23 protein-coding genes are annotated in these 21709 nt (G+C 41.0%); 12 read left to right on the forward strand and 11 right to left on the reverse strand.

Annotated features, from left to right (window positions below; translation table 11 throughout):
• Positions 1 to 2 precede the first annotated feature (2 nt).
• Together FD716_RS17365 and pyrE are read right to left on the reverse strand one after the other, a co-directional pair.
• A complete protein-coding gene (locus tag FD716_RS17365; protein ID WP_139853480.1) occupies positions 3 to 452 on the reverse strand; it encodes a hypothetical protein in 450 nt (149 codons plus the stop codon).
• A 168-nt stretch (positions 453 to 620) separates the two neighbouring features.
• Positions 621 to 1271: an orotate phosphoribosyltransferase gene (gene pyrE / locus FD716_RS17370; RefSeq protein ID WP_139853481.1), complete on the reverse strand. Its 651-nt coding sequence runs from the start codon at positions 1269 to 1271 to the stop codon at positions 621 to 623.
• A gap of 39 nt (positions 1272 to 1310) precedes the next feature.
• Here pyrE and FD716_RS17375 point away from each other — a divergent pair, with 39 nt between their 5' ends.
• Together FD716_RS17375 and FD716_RS17380 are read left to right on the forward strand one after the other, a co-directional pair.
• On the forward strand, positions 1311 to 2129 hold the full coding sequence (locus tag FD716_RS17375) for an exodeoxyribonuclease III (protein WP_139853482.1): 819 nt from the start codon (positions 1311 to 1313) through the stop codon (positions 2127 to 2129).
• A 504-nt stretch (positions 2130 to 2633) separates the two neighbouring features.
• Positions 2634 to 2981, forward strand: coding sequence for a Spx/MgsR family RNA polymerase-binding regulatory protein (locus tag FD716_RS17380; RefSeq protein ID WP_139853483.1), 348 nt, complete (start codon positions 2634 to 2636; stop codon positions 2979 to 2981).
• Between the two features lie 63 nt (positions 2982 to 3044).
• Here FD716_RS17380 and FD716_RS17385 read toward each other — a convergent pair whose 3' ends face one another.
• Complete coding sequence (locus tag FD716_RS17385; protein WP_139853484.1) at positions 3045 to 3476, reverse strand: DUF2147 domain-containing protein; 432 nt, start codon at positions 3474 to 3476, stop codon at positions 3045 to 3047.
• A gap of 148 nt (positions 3477 to 3624) precedes the next feature.
• Here FD716_RS17385 and FD716_RS17390 point away from each other — a divergent pair, with 148 nt between their 5' ends.
• Positions 3625 to 4539 carry an alpha/beta hydrolase gene (locus FD716_RS17390; protein ID WP_171477068.1) on the forward strand — a complete coding sequence of 305 codons (915 nt, stop codon included), beginning with the start codon at positions 3625 to 3627 and terminating at the stop codon, positions 4537 to 4539.
• 438 nt (positions 4540 to 4977) lie between these two features.
• A complete protein-coding gene (locus FD716_RS17395) occupies positions 4978 to 6138 on the forward strand; it encodes a GGDEF domain-containing protein (RefSeq protein ID WP_171477069.1) in 1161 nt (386 codons plus the stop codon).
• Here the strand turns inward: FD716_RS17395 and FD716_RS17400 are convergent.
• The 4 genes from FD716_RS17400 to FD716_RS17415 form a co-directional block, all read right to left on the reverse strand.
• The gene (locus FD716_RS17400; protein WP_139853486.1) at positions 6127 to 6816 is read right to left on the reverse strand and encodes a glutathione S-transferase family protein; all 690 of its coding nucleotides are present in this window, start codon (positions 6814 to 6816) and stop codon (positions 6127 to 6129) included. The two genes, FD716_RS17395 and FD716_RS17400, sit on opposite strands and share 12 nt — an antisense overlap.
• 136 nt (positions 6817 to 6952) lie before the next feature.
• A complete protein-coding gene (locus FD716_RS17405) occupies positions 6953 to 7723 on the reverse strand; it encodes a transporter (RefSeq protein ID WP_139853487.1) in 771 nt (256 codons plus the stop codon).
• Positions 7724 to 7737: 14 nt separating this feature from the next.
• A complete protein-coding gene (locus FD716_RS17410; protein WP_139853488.1) occupies positions 7738 to 8280 on the reverse strand; it encodes an ankyrin repeat domain-containing protein in 543 nt (180 codons plus the stop codon).
• Positions 8281 to 8433: 153 nt separating this feature from the next.
• Positions 8434 to 8784: an HPF/RaiA family ribosome-associated protein gene (locus FD716_RS17415; RefSeq protein ID WP_139853489.1), complete on the reverse strand. Its 351-nt coding sequence runs from the start codon at positions 8782 to 8784 to the stop codon at positions 8434 to 8436.
• A 416-nt stretch (positions 8785 to 9200) separates the two neighbouring features.
• On the opposite strand from FD716_RS17415, the gene FD716_RS17420 reads away from it, so the two are divergent.
• The 3 genes from FD716_RS17420 to FD716_RS17430 all read left to right on the forward strand — a co-directional run bounded on the left by FD716_RS17420 (position 9201) and on the right by FD716_RS17430 (position 11410).
• Positions 9201 to 9929: an outer membrane protein OmpK gene (locus FD716_RS17420; RefSeq protein ID WP_139853490.1), complete on the forward strand. Its 729-nt coding sequence runs from the start codon at positions 9201 to 9203 to the stop codon at positions 9927 to 9929.
• Positions 9930 to 10035: 106 nt separating this feature from the next.
• Positions 10036 to 10539: a GNAT family N-acetyltransferase gene (locus FD716_RS17425; protein WP_139853491.1), complete on the forward strand. Its 504-nt coding sequence runs from the start codon at positions 10036 to 10038 to the stop codon at positions 10537 to 10539.
• A gap of 265 nt (positions 10540 to 10804) precedes the next feature.
• Positions 10805 to 11410 (forward strand): OmpW/AlkL family protein, encoded by a 606-nt coding sequence (locus tag FD716_RS17430; protein WP_139853492.1) that lies wholly within the window; start codon positions 10805 to 10807, stop codon positions 11408 to 11410.
• A gap of 93 nt (positions 11411 to 11503) precedes the next feature.
• Here FD716_RS17430 and parE read toward each other — a convergent pair whose 3' ends face one another.
• Together parE and FD716_RS17440 are read right to left on the reverse strand one after the other, a co-directional pair.
• On the reverse strand, positions 11504 to 13384 hold the full coding sequence (gene parE, locus FD716_RS17435) for a DNA topoisomerase IV subunit B (protein ID WP_139853493.1): 1881 nt from the start codon (positions 13382 to 13384) through the stop codon (positions 11504 to 11506).
• A gap of 16 nt (positions 13385 to 13400) precedes the next feature.
• Positions 13401 to 13985 carry a YqiA/YcfP family alpha/beta fold hydrolase gene (locus FD716_RS17440; protein WP_139853735.1) on the reverse strand — a complete coding sequence of 195 codons (585 nt, stop codon included), beginning with the start codon at positions 13983 to 13985 and terminating at the stop codon, positions 13401 to 13403.
• A gap of 253 nt (positions 13986 to 14238) precedes the next feature.
• Here FD716_RS17440 and FD716_RS17445 point away from each other — a divergent pair, with 253 nt between their 5' ends.
• A complete protein-coding gene (locus tag FD716_RS17445) occupies positions 14239 to 15576 on the forward strand; it encodes a PGAP1-like alpha/beta domain-containing protein (RefSeq protein WP_139853494.1) in 1338 nt (445 codons plus the stop codon).
• A gap of 128 nt (positions 15577 to 15704) precedes the next feature.
• On the opposite strand, the gene FD716_RS17450 is transcribed toward FD716_RS17445, so the two are convergent.
• A complete protein-coding gene (locus tag FD716_RS17450; RefSeq protein WP_139853495.1) occupies positions 15705 to 16199 on the reverse strand; it encodes a disulfide bond formation protein B in 495 nt (164 codons plus the stop codon).
• A gap of 16 nt (positions 16200 to 16215) precedes the next feature.
• Positions 16216 to 17796, reverse strand: a complete 1581-nt coding sequence (gene gshA, locus FD716_RS17455) for a glutamate--cysteine ligase (protein WP_139853496.1) — start codon at positions 17794 to 17796, stop codon at positions 16216 to 16218.
• A 211-nt stretch (positions 17797 to 18007) separates the two neighbouring features.
• On the opposite strand from gshA, the gene FD716_RS17460 reads away from it, so the two are divergent.
• The 4 genes from FD716_RS17460 to FD716_RS17475 are packed head-to-tail and all read left to right on the forward strand — an operon-like array spanning position 18008 to position 21707.
• On the forward strand, positions 18008 to 18547 hold the full coding sequence (locus FD716_RS17460) for a DUF924 family protein (RefSeq protein ID WP_139853736.1): 540 nt from the start codon (positions 18008 to 18010) through the stop codon (positions 18545 to 18547).
• A 52-nt stretch (positions 18548 to 18599) separates the two neighbouring features.
• The gene (locus FD716_RS17465) at positions 18600 to 19169 is read left to right on the forward strand and encodes a CC0125/CC1285 family lipoprotein (RefSeq protein WP_139853497.1); all 570 of its coding nucleotides are present in this window, start codon (positions 18600 to 18602) and stop codon (positions 19167 to 19169) included.
• Positions 19170 to 19187: 18 nt separating this feature from the next.
• Positions 19188 to 20498, forward strand: coding sequence for a DUF445 domain-containing protein (locus tag FD716_RS17470; RefSeq protein ID WP_139853498.1), 1311 nt, complete (start codon positions 19188 to 19190; stop codon positions 20496 to 20498).
• 54 nt (positions 20499 to 20552) lie between these two features.
• Entirely contained in the window at positions 20553 to 21707 is a 1155-nt protein-coding gene (locus FD716_RS17475; RefSeq protein WP_139853499.1) for a methionine aminotransferase, read from the forward strand.
• Positions 21708 to 21709 lie beyond the last annotated feature (2 nt).

Below are 21709 nucleotides of genomic sequence, written 5' to 3' on the forward strand. Positions count from 1 at the left end.
TATTAGTCGTCTGGATTAGAATTTTTAGCTTTCAGCTTCTTTGAACCTGTCTTATCGACCAAATATTGATTTGCTTGCGTAGGATCTAATGGTAAATCAATGCGAATGTCTTGAATTTCGGTTTGATTTTTCCCTATAGACAATAGAATTTCAGCTGAAACCTCTATTGGGCGCCCAATAGAAAAATCGGTATGTGCCAAACTTTTACAGAACTTCTCTGCATAATAAGGTTCTAAATGCGCGACGGTTAAATCACACAACATGACCTTGACCGAGTTACGACGATATTGATCTGCATCACGCAGTATTGTCGCTGTTCTATAGCGTTGTAGTTGATCAGACTTCAACGTCAATACACTGAGTAATTTTCTTTGCATTGTATTGGTAACATGCAGTTCAATCTCAAATTTTTCATTGCAGTGCAAAATATAGGGATGACTACGAAAAAACATATCTCGTTCAAACTTATAGCGGTGCCATCGGCGTTTATCCATTGAATGAAGCAACAAAAAAACTAACGCTATAACAATGAAAGTTAAAATCAAAAATAGCATGACCGATCGCACCTAGCTTAAATTAAGATACTTAGGAGCACATGCTCCTTTAGCTATTACTAAGAATTAAATACCGTACTTAATACGGTAAGCCTGCATTTTCGCCAAGTCTTCTTGCGCCCCTTTACGATCAAGGTACTGCATTAAATCTTGCATGGTAATAAGCGCATGTACTGGAATTTCGAGTTCTTTTTGTACTTCTTGAATTGCAGAAAGCTCGCCTTGACCGCGCTCTTGACGATCCAATGCCACCAAAACACCTGCAATTGTTGCGCCTGATTTTTTGAGGAGTTCAACAACTTCACGAATTGCTGTACCAGCAGTGATCACATCATCAATAATCCATACTTTTTTACCATGAACGGCTGCACCGACCAACATGCCACCTTCGCCATGATCTTTGGCTTCTTTGCGATTAAAGCCCCATGGAACACTCATGCCATGCTGATGTGATAGTGCCACAGCCGTTGCAGCAACAAAGGGAATGCCTTTGTAGGCTGGGCCAAAAATTACCTCTACATTGTGACATTGTGTTAATTTGTCTGCATATCCCTGAGCCAATAGCGATAATGCTTCACCATCATTGAGTAAGCCGGCATTAAAGAAATAGGGACTTACACGACCCGACTTTAACGTAAACTCACCAAATTTAAGTACACCGCGTGACAGTGCGAGTTCAATAAAAGCTTGCGGATTAAACTGAGCCGGTGAAGACATGAAGTACTCCAAAATTCATATATGAGGTTATGACTGCGCATGATACCAAAGAGTAGCTATCCAAGTGATCAAAAAATTCTAAGAGTCGTTTCAATTAATGTGAATGGTTTGCGCGCATCGGTCACCAAAGGCCTATTAGCGTGGTTAGAAAGCTCTGATGCCGATGTGGTGTGTATGCAGGAAAGTCGCATCACGCATGTTCAATGGACCGATAAATTTAAGCCTGAAGGTTGGCATACCCATTTATTTCCTGCCGAACGTCCTGGTTATGCCGGTACCGCAATCTATAGCCGTCTGCCCTTTATTTCAGTTAAAGAAGGCTTAGGCTTTGAACTTGCAGATTCACAGGGTCGTTTTCTTGAAGCAGAATTTGATCTTGGGCTTGACCAACCGGTGCATATTTGCTCACTGTATTTACCTTCTGGTTCATCTGGGGATGAAGCACAAGCACGCAAAGAACACTTCCTTGAGCAATATCAGCAGATCCTAAAAAAATGGCGTGATGAAAATAAATCCGTCATTGTCTGTGGTGATTACAACATCGTACATAAACGCATAGATATTAAAAACTGGACAGGCAATCAAAAATCATCAGGATGTTTGCCGCATGAACGTGCATGGCTCGATCATATCTATGATGATCTCGGCTATGTCGATACCTTTCGCGAAGTTCGCCCAGAAGCAGAATTGTATTCTTGGTGGTCGAATCGTGGGCAAGCACGTGCCAACAATGTGGGATGGCGGATTGACTATCAAGCTTGCTCACCAGACTGGAAGGCCCGCACAGTCAATGCTTGGGTGTATCGCGAAGAATCGTATAGCGATCATGCACCGGTAATTGTAGATTACATAATTTAAACAGTAGAAACATTAAGTGTACACGTGTGCACTTAATGTGCGTTTTTATCTCACACTCCTTGTCGCCTTCTCGTATTTTTATTCAGCGACATTCAAGGCATTATGCTTGCACGGCACAGGGACATTGTCAGGATGACAGCAAAGGGATAGGACGCCGTAGGATGAATAGGAAATAAATAGCAGTTTTATTTATTTCTCAAGGAAGTGACATTGGACGTTGTATTGAGACCCGCATAATCAGGATGATTAGATGCGGGTTTTCTCAATTTTATTTTGATGAATATTATAATTTTTTTTATCAATGTTTTTATACATCTTTGATTTTCTCACTTGATGTTCTTGTTTTATTATTCTTTGATAAGCATTTTTGCAAATAAACATGACCGTTTAATGAAATAAGCAGCCGCACTTTAAAATATATAATGTGGAAGCAGGCTGTGGTCACCTCCGAATCTTTGCTAAGCTCTAAACAACATATTAATCAAAACTATTGTAGGCTGTGACATGTTGAAAATTTACGGAATTAAAAGTTGTAATTCCATGAAAAAAGCATTCGATCTTTTAACTGAACTTAATTTACCGTATGAATTTCATGATTATAAAAAACTGAGTATCGATAAAGACACGCTCAAATCCTGGCTCAGTGAAATTGGGCAAGATTTTCTACTCAATAAAAAAGGCACAACCTGGAGAAAACTTTCAGCTGAGCAACAACAAGCAGCTTTGGCCAGCGAAGATCAATTGATTGATACGTTGATTGCCAATAGTAGCTTGATCAAACGACCAGTACTAAAAACAGCGCAAGGTTACATTGTTGGTTTTGATGATGAAAAGTATCGAGCACTGCAATAACCATAGCCCATAAAACTAAAAAACCCAGTTCATTGAACTGGGTTTTTTCAATTCGGATGCAAATTAGTTTGCACGAACCCAAGTCTGGTCACGACCCAGTAATGAAACACCAATATAGCCACGTAGGTTCAGCTTATTACCAGCAAGTTCACCTTTAAGTTTATAAGATTTCCCATTTTTAGGGTCTAGAATGGTGCCACCCTCATAACTATTGCCACTGCTCTTTTTCAAGTTCTGTACAATCGTTACGCCTTTTAGCGATTTGTTTTTATAAGTACCTTCACATTTAGTACATGCATTTTCTTCACCCGGAACAAGAATTGCTTGGATTGTTGCAGACAAAGTTCCATTTTTTTGTTCAGTGAATTTAACCAAAGCCTTGGGTTGCTTGGTTTCATCATCAATCGTTTTCCATAATGTTCCATTTAAAGGATCAGCTGCGTTAGCAAGTGCCGCTGTTGTCAATAAGCCTAATGCAAGTACGATTTTTTTCATTTTCTGATTTCCCTAGTCATATTCCAATCTTATAGTATTAAAAACTCTCAACAAATTAGCAATTCTAGAACGTGACTATTTAGTGTACGCTCAAAAATGTTTTGCTAAATTGTGAAAAGAATAGCATATCTTAACAATAGGTATAAAGATGACGATGAATTATGCGCTAAAAAAATATGTGACCGAAATAGCCTTAAAAACCACCTTACATCTCCCGAGTCGTTTTGCCCTCCCACCAACGACATCACGCTTTGCTTTAGAGCAGTTATGTAAACTATTCCCCCAAGTGAAAAACGTTAAAATTCAGCCGCATTCACTTGCAGGCATACATGCAGAAGAAATCAAAACCGTAAATGCCAGCAAGCAAATTATTCTACATATACATGGTGGTGCTTTTTTTCTGGGCTCTTTAAATACACACCGGGCCTTTATGTCTGAGATCGCTTCAAAAACGCAGATGCGTGTTATCCAGATGAACTACCCTTTAGCACCCGAAGCACCTTATCCAGAAGCCTTTGAAGCAGTCTGTGATGCTTATCAGCAACTTTTAAATGAAGGTAACAATCCCAAAGATATTATCCTGTCAGGTGATTCTTGTGGTGCCAATTTCGCCCTTGCTTTGGCCCTAAAAATTAAAGCTGAAGACCCAACACAGCTACCTCGCGCCCTGATGTTATTGTCTCCCTTTCTTGACCTTACACTCACCAGTGAATCTTTACGCTTCAATCAAAAACACGATGCGTTACTGTCCATTGAACTGTTAGAAATGGGAATGGCTTATTATCTGCCAGACAACATAGATCGTTCCTTGCCTCAAATTTCACCGTTATTTGCAGATTTTACGGGCTTACCGCCCACCTTGGTGCAAGTCGGTTCTAAAGAAATTTTACTGAATGATGCAACTCGTTTTGAAGAAAAGGCCAAACTTGCTGGGGTTGATGTCACGTATAAACTGTATACAGGGATGTGGCACAATTTCCAGATGTTCAGCGCTTGGTTTGATGACGCAAAACAATCCATCATCGATATTGCAGACTTTGCTCACCAGGTCAATCAACCTTAATTTGACGTGTTATGACATATTAAGTTTATCGTAGACAAACTGGCGATAAACTTAATATTATCTGCCTTCATCAAGACCTTATTCACGTATTTCTGCACCACAATACCGCTCATTTCTGGATAAATATAAACCCTTACAAATTGGTGGTTTTAGCCCAAGCCACTGCCTTGCGAAAGTTAAGTCGATACTCTAAACTAACATTACACTTAAAGATATTATTCTCATTTTTAGGCTTTCTAAATTTTAGACATGCATGCATGTCAACAACACCCTTTTCGAAAAGGGCAATATGCCATTCAATTCCTTTCAATAAACACCAGCAAAATTATTATTTAGCACTGCTTTTTTAGCGAAACACCGATTCAACATAACAAAACTGATTCATTTGCTTATTTTGAAATGCTCAGTCAAATCATCAAAAATAATGGGTATTTAAATGTGAGAAATCTATGTTTTTCCATACAAAACCATATCATTCTGCATTGGGCCAACTTATACAAATGCATCTTGATCTTGATCTTGGCCTGTACTGAACACATACTTTGGTTGGTGTGGAAAATCTATATTTTAAAAACCCCAGAGCTCTGGCAATGGATTAATCTCCCCATCCTAAAAACGCAACTGATCATTAACTTCTGTTCTTTAATGCTCCTACTCTGCCTTATCATCCCCTGCTATTTACTTGTCGGCAAAAAATGGGCAGAAATAAGTTTGCCTTATTTGGTGGTTGGTCTTTTTACATTCACTTTTTTCCATGAGAGCTATTTGATTGGGCTATTTAGTCCTGCAGCCTTTACTGGCTACATCTGTATCTCTGCGATTTCTCTGCTGCTCTTCCAACGTAAAATTGTTTACCCCTTACTTCTGCTGAGCATAATCACCTTCGTCATCATCGGCTGGCTTACACTCAATGCTGACCTGTATTATGCACCGCTATTTACCACCGATTTAATCTATCAATACCCATTTAATAGTCCTTTTTGGGTAAGTACGATGGGTTTCTTTATTGTGCCCATTTTGATCATGAGTTTACTCCTGTCCGAAGTGCTACTCATACAATGGCGTCATCGTAAATCATTGATTGAAAAGCTTAGTCAAATTGATCCTCTCACCAACCTACATAACCGACGCAGTTTTAATGAGCACCTTAAGCGCCTACCTCAAACTAAAAAAAACTATGTCATTGTTATTTTAGATCTGGATTATTTTAAAAATATTAATGATCAATATGGGCATCGAATTGGTGATGAAGCACTAAAACAGGTTGCACTGGTGTTAAAAAACAATGTCAGAAATGCTGATATTGTTGCCCGCTTTGGTGGTGAAGAATTTATTATTTTGTTAGAAGATATGCACTTAAATCAAGCGATTGAAATAGCAGAGCGTTGTCGCAATGCAATTAAAAATATTAAGCTGCTAATCAAGCCAAACTGCACAATTCGATTAACAGCCAGTTTTGGTCTTGCAAACTCAGCGGCTGATTGTGACACCGAACAAATCACTCATCGTGCAGATCAAGCACTCTATCATGCCAAGCAGCAAGGCCGTGATCAGGTCCAAGCCTATCATCAAAGCTTGGACACTCACTCATTCCTCTAAGGGTGCTTTGCGATAAGGCTCATCAATGGCAACAAAGCAATGCTCTTGCTTCGCCTCAGCGATCCACTGCTGTAAAGCCGGAAGCCCCAAGATTCGCTGTACATAGGCACGGTTCACCGCATCAATAGCGAGTCCATAACCAACAAGACGTAAAATAACAGGGGCATAAAATGCATCGGCAATACTAAAGTCCGCACCACATAAAAAGCCATCTTGCATCGGGCGTTCTGCCCAAATCGCCTGAATACGCGCCAGATCTGCATTTAAACGTGGATCTAACTGGCATAAATCACGCCCAACAACACTTAAATCGGCCTCAATATTCATTGGACAAGCACTGCGGATACCCATAAAACCACTATGCATTTCAGCACTAATTGATCTGGCTCTCGCACGCGCCATCCTATTTTCTGGCCATAGTTGTTTTTCTGGGTATAGCTCAGCTAAATATTCGCAAATCGCGAATGAATCACCAATACTGACCTCACCGTCTGTCAATACGGGTACTTTTGCAGCAGCATGAACCTCAGAAATTTTCTGTTTAAATGGACTACACGCTTTAAAATCATCAAATGCAATCCAATGCTCTTGAAATGGAATCTCAAAAACCTTGGCGACCAACCAAACACGCAATGACCAACTCGAATAATTTTTATTGCCGATATAGAGGTCTAACATTTTACTTATCTCCTGTTTATTATTGTCGTTTTATTTAAAAAGCATTCTAATCTGTATGCAGACTAATCCTTTAAGTACAGTCAGAAAAAGCAGCCTGAAGCTGCTTTTTCTATGAATTCAGAGAAGCTCTAAAGGCTTAGAACAAGAATGAGAAACCTAAACCTGCATTATAATTACGCTGCTCTTCACCACTCAACTTCACACCAATGCTGGCATCAAGTTGGGCACGATCATTGACGGCATAAGTCAAACCAGAACCTAAGCTATATTCATAAGGGGAACTTTCTTGTTTACGATACACCAGCTCAGAAAAACCTGACAGTTTACCTGCAATTTTATAACCAATGTTTGGTACTGCGGTCACCGCCCAATCGCCATCTTGCACTTCATAAATCATACTCATGCCAGTAGTGACATCATCATTGTATTGAAAGTTTAAGGCAGATCCTAAGCTATAAATATCATCCTGAGCTGAAAACTCTTCATTGCCTGTCGCAAGCTGTGCTTGAGCCAAAACTGCCATGGAGAGCTTGTCATCATCTAAATCAATCGCTTTTTTAATCCCAACAATGACATCACCTGAGCCCGACTGATCATGACTACGACCTTTATAAGATGTTTTGGTCCAACCTGGACCTTGCCACCCTAACTGCAACTCAGTGCTTGAGTTTAAGCCTGTGCGTAATACCATCTCACCGTTTAAAGTCACAGTTCGTGCTTTTGCACCATCGATCACGATTTCATTATAGTTTGCTGTAGGCAAACCTTGCTCCCAAGCCACATGTCCGACAGGCGTAATCCCTGTACCAATGCCAGCCCCAGGGCGATCAAACGAAAAATCTGCCGCAATGCTACCCATACTCATCGTTGATGCGAGCGCTAATATTATTTTTTGCATGTTTGTCATAAATATACTCAAAATTAAGCCAATTCTTTGGTCATTTTTGCACCACGACTACGTAACAACTCTAAAGTTTCTTTTTCTTCAGGTAAAGCCTGACTCCAATCAATTTGATCAAACTCACAATCAAAAAGTAAATCACTAATTGAGCTTAAAATCGTATTACCTTCTTCATCTTTACTATTGGTTTCAACCTGATGATCCAATAAACGTAAAACTGCTGGCACACATGCCGCACTGGCTGCATCCCAAAGCGGACCATAGCATTCTTCAGAATCCCAAAGATGGAAGTTGGCTTCAGCTTGAATCAATGCCTCTAGAATATCTAAATGAACTTGCAAAGTCGCTTGTTTTTGTTCTGCACTCAGTGCTTCACCAGCTTCATAAGCCTCGCAAATGACTTCCCACCATTTAAACAAACCATCTGACCAAACGGATACTGCTGGCCCTTTTTCAGAATCAATAAAGTTTGGGTTTAAACCTTCAGCTAACAGGTGGTTGACCTGCTGCAGCTCTAAACCTTCAATCGCCTGTAAAAAGGCTTGCTGTTGTGCTGTTAACATGCCAATCAATCTCTTAAATTTGAATCAATATTATGCCGAATATTTATAACCTTTTTTGAATTATATTATTAAGAGAACAAATTTATTTTTATTATTTATTGCTAGCCGATCCGAACCACCAAAAAAAAGCCCGTTAGGGCTTTTTTATAACATCTACACTTCGTCGACAATTTCGAGCTGTCCACCACGTGGTTTTTCATTTTTTTCAAACGCATGTTCTAAACTTCGTTTCACGCGCTCAATTGCCCCATGTAATGAAAGGTCAATATTTTTTGCTTTATGCGTCACAACGACTGGATTCAATCCTGCTGCTTTCACTTCGATCATGCAGCGAATATCCTCATCCCCTCCTTTTTTGGCACTATTTTCATCACTAATATGCACAGAGAAGTGGGTAATGCGTTCACTATAACGCTGAAACTCTTGGAGTAACTCTTCACGTACATACGTAATTAAACGTTCACTATTTTGAATGTTTTTATCTGTACGGATTTCAATGTTCATAAAATTTCATCCTCACATTTTTATATATAACTGAAGAGTGCAAAACACTTTGCAAACCTAAACACCATAAAAGGTGTGCAATTTTAATCGTTTAGTTTTGATCTGAGTTAGACCAAAAAATCTAAACTCCGTTACGCAGCGTAAAACTATGGCACCTTTTGTAATCTTACGCTGTCTTTTCAATATCGGATGATAATTCAAAATATGCAAGTAGATTTTTAAAAAGAATATGAAAAATGACAACTTGTTACCTAAAAACGGGTTCACAAGCCTTTTCCGAATAGCTGTTGCAAGATATTTCATAAAATCCATAAATTTCCAATAGATATGCAAAAACTAAAAAACAGTTATCAATTTTGCTTTTTTTTCACGCAAGAATCTGTATCCTGTGCGCTTTCTTTGGGGGAGCGTTTACGATGAAATCTATTTCTATGGCAGCACTGGGTGTATTGGCATCAACTGCACTGTCTGTGCAAGCTGCACCGATATGGCAAGACTTCAGCATTTCTGGACTCTATGGTGAAAACTACAAAGTTGTTGATGACCAGCAAACCACTGCGACAATTGAATATGCGGCAAAAGTAAAATACGCAGACGTTTTCTTTTTCCTTGATCAATCACGTGGTGGTGATCACAGTAATACCACCTATTCGGAGTTATCACCGCGCTTAAGCCTAAGCGAAGTTTCAGGCAAGAAACTCAGCTACGGCCCTATTAAAGATGTATTGATTTCAACAACTTGGGAGCGAAATAGGGACGACTTCAACAATAACTTTGATAACTTCCTTTATGGCGTTGCAGTGGATTTAGATGTTCCTTATTTTCAATATTTCAATTTGAATCTCTATCGTGCGGATAATGAAAAAACCCATAATGATTATCAAATGACCATCACCTACGCCTTACCATTCAACATCTCTAATGAAGATTTCTTGGTTGATGGTTTTCTAGATTGGTCTACAGCTGAAGCAGATCATGCCAGTGAATTGAATTGGACTTCACAATGGAAATGGAATGCTGGTAAACACATTTCCCCTAAAACACGTTTATACTTGGGTGTAGAACACTCGGTTTGGAACAATAAATTCGGTATTAAAGGCCAAGACGAAAATAATGTCAGTGCTTTAATTAAATATCACTTCTAAACCCTTTTGTTTTTGTTTAAATGAAGTAAGATCATAAAATCAATGCGCTTACTTCATACTTATGTGACAGTCAAGATCTTCAACATTACTCAGTGGAGTGTAAACAATGTTATTCGAGATTCGTCCGGCTTGCATCGAAGATCTTGAGCAAATTATGGCGATCAAAAATGCAGAAATTTTGCATGGCACTGCAAATTGGAGTGAAGATCCGCAAGCGCTACCTCAATACCAAGACTGGTTTAAGCAACTACAGAAAAATAATTATCCTTTGTTGGTTGCACAACCTGTCGATTCATCCGTCATAGCGGCCTATGCAGACTATGATGTATTCAGTCAAATCCAAGGCTATCGTCAAACGGTTGAGCATTCCATTTTTGTGCACCCAGATTACAACAGACAAGGCCTCGGTCAGCGACTCATGTTGGCCCTAATTGAACATGCCAAATCACAGCAGATCCACGTGATGGTTGCAGCGATTGATCATGTCAATACAGGTTCTATTTTATTACATAAAAAATTAGGCTTTAAACAGACGGGTTATATGCCGCAGGTGGGTAAAAAATTTGGCGTATGGCGTGATCTGGTGCTGATGCAATTACAGTTAGATTAGCCTCCATGCTTAGCTACACCATGTGTTCCATGTGAAACATCATGCATGCAACGCAATAAAACCACCCAAGATAAACTTCATCAAATCATCAATAAGCACATGTTTATATTCATGATTTAATTAAAATAATGCTAATTAAATATAGTTGAAAAAATATAAATTACTGATATTTATTAATTAATTATTTTGGCATGTTTTTTGTTATACCCATCACAACGAATAAGGAACGATTCGTTAAAAATTCCAATAATCTATGGAGATGGATATGCAAAAAACTGCCCTAATTGCCTTGAGTCTAAGCTTATTTACCATGCACTTCGCCCATGCTGGTTTAGAAATGGATCGCGTAAAGCTGCGTTTAGGCGTAACCAAGATTGAGCCTAAAGAGCATCCTGGTAATTTATATGACGGTACTGTAACGAAAATTTCAAATAGTTATGCACTCACTGCTTCTAACTTATATTTTCTTACACCGCATGTGGCCTTAGATTTATTGGTCGGTACTGCACCGAAACATAGTATTTATGGCAATGGCGAAAAGATTGGTCATACCCGTTATTTACCACCAACCCTCAGTGTGCAATATAACTTTAACCCTGAAGGTCGTTTTAATCCTTATGTGGGTGCTGGGGTCAATTACACCTATTACTTCAATGAAAAACTACTTAGCGAAGATAAACTCTCCATTACCAATTCATTTGGTTTTGCCGCAACGTTGGGAATGGACTACAACATCGACAAGCATTGGAGCCTCGGTGCTGAGCTTCGTTATATTGACGTGAATTCAGATATTCGCATTAATGGTGTGACGGTTGGTAATGGCGACGTTAATCCAATGTTATACACCCTAAATTTAGGCTATAAATTTTAAGCAACGACTGGTTTTGACTCAAAAAGAAAGCCTGATAATCAGGCTTTCTTTTTATCTACAGAGAATAGACAAAGTCTAGATCCCGACTCAGTCTTAAACACCAAAATCGGCAAGATTCCCTTTTTGTTCTAACCACAGTTTACGATCACCAGAACGTTTTTTCGCCAACAATTTATCTAATAAGCTCGCGGTAAAGTGACTGTCATCGAGATCAAGTTGGACCAAACGACGTGTATTCGGGTCCATAGTTGTTTCACGTAACTGCCCTGCATTCATCTCACCTAGACCTTTAAATCGGGTGATTTGTGGCGATTTGGTTTTGGCTTTCTTTAGAATCGCTTCAAGTTCAGCATCATCTAAGGCGTAATGTACTTCTTTACCATCATCAATGCGATACAGCGGTGGCATAGCCACAAAGAGATGCCCTTCCTCAACCAATGTCGGAAAGTGCTTCACAAACAAAGCACAGAGCAAAGTCGCAATATGCAAACCATCTGAATCCGCATCAGCTAAAATACAGACTTTGCCATAACGTAATTCAGATAGATCTTCACTGCCTGGATCGACGCCAATCGCAATGGCGATATCATGCACTTCTTGAGAAGCCAGCACCTCATCGGATGAGACCTCCCAGGTGTTTAAAATTTTTCCGCGAATTGGCATGATCGCTTGGAAGTTCTTATCTCGGGCCTGTTTGGCTGAACCACCTGCGGAATCCCCTTCCACAATAAACAACTCAGATTCTTCACGGGTTAAACCGACACAATCTGCAAGTTTTCCGGGTAATGCTGGACCGGAAACAATTTTTTTACGTTCAACTTTTTTTGCTGCTTTTAAACGACGACCGGCTTTGTTAATTGCCATTTCAGCCAGTTGCATCGCAATTTCAGAATTTTGGTTGAGCCACAAAGCAAAAGCATCTTTGGCAATATTTAACATGATATTGGATGCTTCACGACTCGACAAACGCTCTTTGGTCTGTCCTGAAAATTGTGGCTCTTGGAATTTAAGCGACAGAATATAATTCACTCCATCCCAAACATCTTCAGCAGAAAGTTTTAAATTACGCGGCAGCAGGCTACGTAACTCACAGAATTCACGCAGTGCCTCGGTTACTCCAGAGCGCAGACCATTTACATGAGTACCGCCTTGCGCCGTTGGAATTAAATTGACGTAGCTTTCTTGGGTCTGTTCACCACCTTCGACATTCCAACAAATTGCAAATTCAGCACTGGCACGATCTGCTTCTCCTGTTGCCACAAAGGCAGGATGTGGCAAAATCTCGCGGTCTTCCAATTCATCCATCAAATAATCGACGAGGCCATTTTCAAATTGCCATTCAACTTTTTCGTTGTTGATTTCATCAATATAAATAATTTGTAAACCGGCAGCCAAAACGGCTTTGGCTTTTAAGTTATGTTTAAGCGCTTTCAGTGCAAATTTTGGTGAATCAAAATATTTGTCTTCTGGCCAAAAATGAACCGTCGTTCCTGATGCACGTTTCGGTGCTTTGCCAACCAGCTCCTCAAGTGGTGCAACTGGCTCACCATGCTCAAAGGCCATTTTATACAGACTACCCTGACGCTGTACCGCAACTTCGACGCGTGTTGACAGCGCATTCACAACGGAAATTCCAACCCCGTGCAATCCTCCAGAGAACTGGTAGTTGTCGGTACTAAATTTACCGCCAGCATGTAATTTGGTCATAATAATTTCAATCCCGCTTTGACCATATTCGGGATGAATATCAACGGGCATACCCCGACCATTGTCTTCAACAGACAAAGAGCCATCTTTATATACGATCACCGTAATTTTATTGGCATGTCCTGCAAGCGCCTCATCTACTGCATTATCGATGACCTCTTGCGCCAAATGGTTCGGGCGTGTGGTATCGGTATACATACCGGGACGACGACGTACAGGATCTAAACCAGATAAAACTTCTAGGGATTGAGCCGTATATTGAGACACGTTGTAGATTTTCCTTTTATTTTATGGAATACGATAAAAACTCGAGCAGCATGGGTATTTTATCCGCAAAATCTTGCATGGCATGATCGCCTTGGGCATCGGTCATGATCAGTGCGCTGTGCTGCGACTGGCTATAATAACCTTGTGCTTCACGATAATCCAAAACTTCATCACCTTGTTGCAATAACAATAGAATTTTCACGGCATCTGGCACGGCAGGAAGCGCAATCCGCTCTAAATAATCAAGCTGTGCATGATCAATCTGCCAGTTTTCATTCACCTGATACGGCCATTGTTCCGCAGCATAGCGCTGACGAAACAGCTGCCATGGTCGCATAGCTGGATTAATTAAAACAGCAGGAATCCTATATTTTGCGGCAAGTTGTGTCGCATAGAAGCCACCAAAGCTGCTTCCAACCAATGCCACGCGATCGAGGCGCTCAATCTGTGCCGATATTTCCGCCATCACCTGCTGTGGTGGCATATTTAAATCAGGCAGATGTACTTTATGTGGACTGAACCTTTCACAATATTGCGCAAGTTGCTGGCCCTTTATTGATAACGCACTACTTTTAAAACCATGAAGATAGAGAATATTCATCTGCATATCTGAGGGATCCATAGAAAATGCTTTTATTTCACTGTGATATAAATCACAATTTGTTTTAATTTGTATTTCATTACGTCTTGTTAGACAAGAATACCAACGCTTAAATGTCGGCATAGGTATCTTAAAATCATTTGCTGTACACAACGCAAAATAGCAGCATCCATATTTATCGTTACATCTTTATATTGTGATCCTTACTCAAAACAAATAGATGAATGGGGATCAAGCAGGATTAGGATCACAAATGCCGAGTTTAACCCCACTACACGAAACCTATTGTAAATGGGATCACTCCCCACCCAGCCAAGCTGATTTACTCGAAGGGCTTGCACAGCTCTTTAGTACACGTCTTGGCAGCGTTGTGCAAGATTTAATCCAAGTCATGCAACGTGAGATGTTACTGAGCATTTTTGGAGTCAGCACCAAGAAATCTAAACAAATTCAAGATACAGCCTATATCAATACAGTCTATCAATTGACCTATGGTGCATTACAAAAATACGGCAGCGAGTTAATTGCGCCAAGCCTCAGGCAAATTATTAATATTTTCCCAGATTTACATGACAAACCCTTGACGCCAAGTCTCAATTTTTTAGTGGGCGTATTAAATGGTATCTTGGGTGATTATTTATTAAAAGAGCACAATCCGTTGGCCTTGCCGATGGTGCTCTACGACCATTATGGCGCCATCCAACAAGGCGGTTTAAATGGTCGCGTGGTGATTTTTGCGCATGGTCTATGCATGAACCATCACGATTGGACCCACAGCAGTTATGCAGGCATTGGTGAAAAACTCCTATCACAGCGCGACAATAACACCATGCTGTATTTGAATTACAATAGTGGCCGACGTATTTCAGCCAATGGTCGTAGCTTATCGAAAGCCTTACAAGATTTGGTTGAACGCAATCCAAGAATTACCAGTATCGACCTGATTGGGCATAGCATGGGCGGTCTGGTCATACGCAGCGCATTATTTTATGGCAAACAAAATATGCAGCAATGGTTCCATATGGTGGAAAACTTGGTCTGTTTAGCATCTCCTCATCACGGCGCAGTACTCGAGCGATTTGGCTTTGCCTTACAAGAAAAATTTGGCAATTTACCTGTGATTAAACTGATTAGTCATATCGTGAATATTCGCAGCAATGGCATTTTAGATTTACGTCATGGCAGCGTGCGTGATGATGATTGGGAACACAATGATGCGCGCATAGGACTGGTCGATGACAACCGCAAACCAGCTCCACTACCCTCGCATATTAATACCTATTTCGCCGCAGGCAGCGTTGAGTTGGTAATCAACAAAAAAAGAAATCTGCCACTTAAAATCATTGGTGATTATTTGGTAAGTATCAAAAGTGCTCTTGGTGAGCATCCAAACCCACGTTTTCAACTTAAATTGCCCGAATCACATAAAGCCATTTTTTATGGTTTAAATCACTTTAATATTCAGTATCATCCCAACGTCGCTGAGCAAATCGTGCAATGGTTTTATCCTAGCCAAGAAGATTTAAAACAAGAGCAGATGAATAAATACCTGATCAAGTTAGAAAGCCTACAAGGAATTGTTGAAACCTAAGTATTTGGCATTGTCTCTCGCTTTCGTTGCGTACCAATTGTTTAGACATGAAAAAACCAGCGCTCGGCTGGTTTTTAGATTTTATTCGATCACTTTTATTTATTTTAAATATCAGACATCAAGCTTAATTAATAACGGCGAAAAAGTTGCCATAAACTGATCAGTGCCAAGATGCTAAAAAACAGTGCAGACCATACTGGCAATGATTGACCTAAAAAAGCCCAATCCACGACTGCACATTCACCAGAGCCTGAAAGCACCTGTTGAAATACGGTTTTCAACGGTAAGGCCTCAATCAAATAATCCAAACCTGGCCCACAGCTCGGGACTTGATCGGCAGGCAGATTTTGCAACCAGACATGCCGAATCGCAACACCAGCAGACCATAAAATGGCGATACTGCCTAAAGCCGCATATAACCGCTTCATCATCTGATGCTTAGGATTATGCAAAAATGCGATGAGTGAGAAGAGGCCTAAACCAATCAAGCCAACCCGTTGAAATACACATAATGGACAAGGCTCTAAGCCTTGAAAATGCTCTAAATACAGTGCGAAGGCCATACCAATGACACTGGCTAAAAACAAAAACCCACTCACGAAGCGATAATTACGCCATAACATGGTGAAACCTCATAATTTATCTAAATTTTTCAAGATATTGTTCAAAACTAATTTGAGTGTCTTGCTCAAGTTGCTGTTGTTGTTGCAAAGATGATTCTGTGAGTTGCTTAAAATACGAGATCACTTCAGGACTTAATGTATGTTGTTGGTAACTTTCAACATGTTGGTGTGCCATATGGCTGCCAAAACCCCAAGTGCCACTATGTGTGAGGGTATCGGTAATGACTTGCGCAGACAGTGTATTGTCGACATCATCGATACGTGCTTGCATCTGTGTCAATGCCGCCTGATAAAGTTGATGCGTATCATCGGCCTGATCTAATAACTGCGCAATCCCTTGCATTGCTTGAAGATGTTGCGTTGCCCAATCATTCAATGCGAGCTGTTGCTGGCCCAAATGAATTTTGACATTGACTGCACGGCCACGGTTCACCACTTCATTTTGATTGCGATCAATCTGCTCTTGCTCGGCATCCCAAAGCGCTGGACTATCTTGCAATAAACAATAGACGGCTAAGGTTTCGAGGAAGGCCGCAGTGGTTTCATCAATGCCAATTGGACTGTACGGGTTGATATCAACAGCACGTAATTCAACATAGCCTACCCCGCGTTTAGACAAAGCTTCTGATGGTGTTTCCCCAGTTTGCGGCACTTGCTTCGGACGCACCAAGCTATAGTATTCATTTTCTATTTGTAGCACGTGATCATTAATTTGAATCGGCTCACCTGCTGCATCATTTAGGCCAAGACGACTAAATGCTGGATACGGGGTATAAACCGCTTTTTGTAATTCCTTCACATAATCTTTGAGGTTGTTATAGTGAATACCGAGTTGTTTCTGTGCCGAATTTTGATAGCCAAACCGCCCCATTCGTAATGCAGTCGCATCTGGTAAAAACAAGGTTCCTTTCACCAATGGCAATAAATGATGTTCACGTCCAGTCATAAAACATTTGCAAACAGAAGGGCTGGCACCCACTAAATAAATCACCAATGGCGTCAAACGAATAAAGTTTCGAATCAGGCCAAAATAACGATGACTGCGGTAATCAGCCAAACTCAATGCTTTGAGCGTCGCATCTGTTTCTTGCTGTTGCAGTGCTTCAAACAATTGATCTGGAAAAGAAATATTATAATGCACCCCTGCAATGGTCTGCATACGACGACCATAACGCACCGCTAAACCACGGCGATACAGGGTTTTAAAACGACCAATATTGGATTGACCATATTGGGCTAAACGAATATTTTCTTCTTCACTGTCCAACATACATGGCATGGACAACGGCCACAGCTTTTCGCCCTCTGGCAAATGTTGATTCACCACAGCATGGATGTCTGTCAAATAGGCCAAGGCTTTTTTAATGCTGTCTTGCGGTGGGGTAATGAACTCCATTAACGCTTCAGAGTAGTCCGTTGTAATGTGTGGATGGGTCAGTGCTGCCCCTAAACTAATCGGATGGTCACTCTGTGAAAGAAAGCCATTGCTTTGCATTCTCAAGGTTTCCCGCTCAATTCCTCTTAACATCCCATTGAACTGTGACGCCTCCAGCCAAGTAGGTAATACAAATTCAGAAATTGATTCGGGTTGACTCATGTCTAGCACTCACTTCTTTATCATCAAGATTTAAATAAAAATCATACGGGATACAGTATACTTTGATTTATAGCGAGACTGTATGTCGTTGAAAATAAGCATTCATGACTTTTACTCCATTTTGGCTATTTTTGCTCACAAAGTTACTGTTTAAGGCAGCAGAAATTTGTGATTTGATTGAAGAATTACATTCAAAAGAATAGTACACATGATTCATGCGCAAGATGTGCTCGATTTTTGGTTTAATCCCAGCACAAAACCATTTTGGTTTACAAAAAGTGATGATTTTGATCAACAATTGCATCAGAAATTCGCTGACCTCTATCAAAAAGCCTGTCTCGCGGAGCTTTGGCCTTGGCGAAAAACAGCTGAAGGACGTTTGGCCGAAATCATTTTACTCGACCAGTTTTCACGAAATTTATATCGTAATCAGCCTGCGGCCTTCGCCCAAGATGCAATGGCCTTAGCATTAAGTCAGGAAGCCATTGGCTTAGAGCTTGATCAACAACTTAACGTCAAGCAACGTGCCTTTCTCTATATGCCGTTTATGCATAGTGAATCTCAATTTATTCATACACTTGCTCTGGATTTATTTGAAAAACTCAACAATCCAATCAACTTAGATTTTGAAAAAAGACATAAAAAAATTATTGACCGCTTTGGCCGTTACCCACATCGTAATGAAATTTTAGGGCGTCGTTCTACCGAAGAAGAACGTGTGTTTCTACAGCAGCCCAATAGCAGCTTTTGAGTGTAGCCCTCATCCAATGCATTGCGGATGATTTATACCAAGGAACCTATTTATGAAAAAAATTTATCTGAGTTTGCTTCTTATCGCAACCAGCGCACTCACGGCCTGCACAAGCTTTCCATCAAAGCCTGTAACCTTTAATCAATTGGGTCAATTTGAAAGCTATCCATTAAACGCCCAAAGTTTTAGAGTCAGCTTTAGTACCAGCCGCAGTATCAGTTATGGCATGGCTGAAGAAATTACGTTATTAAAAGCCGCACAAACCAGCCTTCGAAATGGTTATCCCTTCTTTAAAGTGATTGATGATCCAAGTAACCGCACGCAACAACCTGCGCGCCAAGCGGTGGTTTATCCGCCCCCAGTCTACAATCCATATCCATATGGCTACCGCAATGGCCGTATGCCCTACTATGACCCATTTTTCTACAACACACCGCAAGTCATTACCATTGAACCTGTAGAAATTTCCTATAGTATTGAATGCTTTAAAGATAAAAAAACAGCACCAAGTGATGCCTTTGATGCGCGTATGATCATGCAAAGCTTGGGACCAAAATATGGCCTGTCAGCAGATGGCGAAGTCATACAGCCTGAGGCGACAGCACCCAAAGCTGCCAAATAATTTGTTTTAGGATAATGCATGCCAACCCAAGCACAACTCAGTTCACCAAACCTGCAACGGAGCAAGCGTTTTGCCACGATTGCTTTAGTGATCGCAGTCATCACTTGGTTGATTTTAATTGTCGTCTCCAAATTACTCCCTGCTGAGAATGTTTGGCTGATTCATATTTTTATGCTTGGTGCAGAAGCTGGCGTCGTGGGCGGTTTGGCTGATTGGTATGCAATTACTGTGCTGTTTCGCAATCCTTTTGGAAAAATTCCCATCCCACGGTTTCTAAAAGACCACACTGCAATTATTCCGCGCAACAAGGCGCGGATTGCAGAATCAATGGGGAAATTTGTTCAAGAAAATTTTCTCTCCCCCAAAGTCGTTGCAACCAGTTTAAATAGCATTGATTTAAGTATGGCAGCAGGCCAATGGCTGGCCAATCCCAAAAACAATGTGCAAGTGGTTGATGTGGTTCAACAAACTGTTCCGAAAATTTTCGACTTTGTTGGCCAAGCACAAATTGCAGGATTTATTCAAAATAATAGCGTGCAGTGGGTACGCAATACTCAGATCAATCACTTAGCCAGTGAAATGTTACGCGCCGTGTTGGAAAACGACTTCCATCAAGATGTATTACAACGTGGTTTGGATCTTGTGCACGACTGGATGGTTCACCACCCAGAACAGACCCAAGCCCTGACACGCCGCCTGTTTAAAGAACTTGGTGTGTCGAAATTGGCGAAGGGTGCCAGTTTTATTGGGATTGACGTACAACAACGCACCATCGACTCACTGATTGCAAAGGTTGAATCGATGTTGGCTGATCCGGCACATCCATTCCGCTTAAAGATTGAACAAGCAGCACAAGACATGATGTTGCAATTGGCCGATCCTGAAAGCAAAGCCAGCCAGCAACTGAACCAGACCAAAAATGCGTTACTTGAAAGTACCGCAGTCTTGAATTTTATTAGTGGTGCGGTGGTAATCCTGTGTGATGCAATCAAAACAGATCTACTGAAAACTGACTCTGAGATTGCCAACAATTTACAGCTCGCCATTCAACAAGTCGGTGAAAGCTTGATCCAAAATCAACCGGTTCGTGAATTGCTCAACGACCGGATGAGCGCGATGGCCATTGAACTCAGTGATCAATACAGTGAAAAAGTCATTCGCTTTATTAGTGAGCGCATCCATGAGTGGGACTCAAGTGAAATGATCGCCAAAATTGAAAATGAAGTTGGCGGTGATTTACATATGATCCGCGTCAATGGTGTGGTGGTTGGTGCCTTTATTGGGCTAAGCTTAGGGGTGATCCGCGCGCTGATCGACCTTGCCTTTTAACGATTTACCGCACATCTCGATTCCCTTTTCCTGCTCCATCTTCAGGCCAAGCATATGATTGAAGTCCATTCTAAACTCCCTGCATCAGGTGTCACTATTTTCAGTACCATGACTGCAATGGCACAACGCTTAAATGCGCTCAACCTCTCGCAGGGCTTTCCTGATTTTGCAGCACCACCTGCACTGCTTGAAGCACTGAATCAGGCCAGTTTAGCCGGACACAATCAATACGCTCCAGGTGATGGCATATTGGCTTTGCGTGAGCAACTGGCGTTGCAGTTTATGCAACGTGATCAGCTCAACCTTGATCCTGCCACTGAGATCACCATTACACCGGGTGCCACGATTGGGATTTTCTGCACCATTCAAGCCATTGTGCATGCTGGTGATGAAGTCATTGTCTTTGATCCAAGCTATGACAGTTATGCACCCAGCATTGCCTTGGTCGGTGGAAAGGCAATTCACATTCCATTGCAAGCGCCTGATTTCTCTGTCGATTGGAATCGTGTTCAACACGCCATTAACCACAAAACCCGCATGGTCATTGTCAATACACCGCACAATCCAACAGGTGCATTGTGGTCAAAACAAGATTGGCAAACCCTCATTGCACTGATCCAAGATAAAAATATTGTGGTGCTTTCAGACGAGGTTTATGAACATTTGGTTTTTGATGGGCGCAAACACATTTCAGCCTTAAGTTTTCCGGAACTACGCTCACGCAGTGTTGTGGTTGGATCTTTTGGTAAAACCTTCCACGTCACAGGTTGGAAAACAGGTTATTGTATTGCAGCACCGGCACTGATGACGCTATTTCGTCAAATCTATCAGTTTGCCAATTTTTGTGGGGTCACCCCAGTACAAATCGCACTGGCCCAGTATATGCAACAACACCCAGAGCATATTCAAGGGCTTGCAGCATTTTATCAGCAAAAAAGAGATCTGTTTCTGGCAGGGATTGCGACATCAAAATTTCAAGCCATTCCCTCACAAGGAACCTACTTCCAAAGCCTTGATTACAGTCAAATTCGCCCAGATCTCGATGATGTTGCCATGTGTCAATATTTGGCTGAGCAGCATAAAATTGTTGCGATTCCTGTTTCAGCCTTTTATTGTGAGCCACCGCAACATGCAGGTTTGATTCGTTTTTGTTTTGCAAAACAGGAGCAAACTCTGATCCGTGCAGGTGAAATCTTAAGCGCGATCTAAGC

Source organism: Acinetobacter pullicarnis (assembly GCF_006352475.1).
Taxonomy (GTDB): domain Bacteria; phylum Pseudomonadota; class Gammaproteobacteria; order Pseudomonadales; family Moraxellaceae; genus Acinetobacter; species Acinetobacter pullicarnis.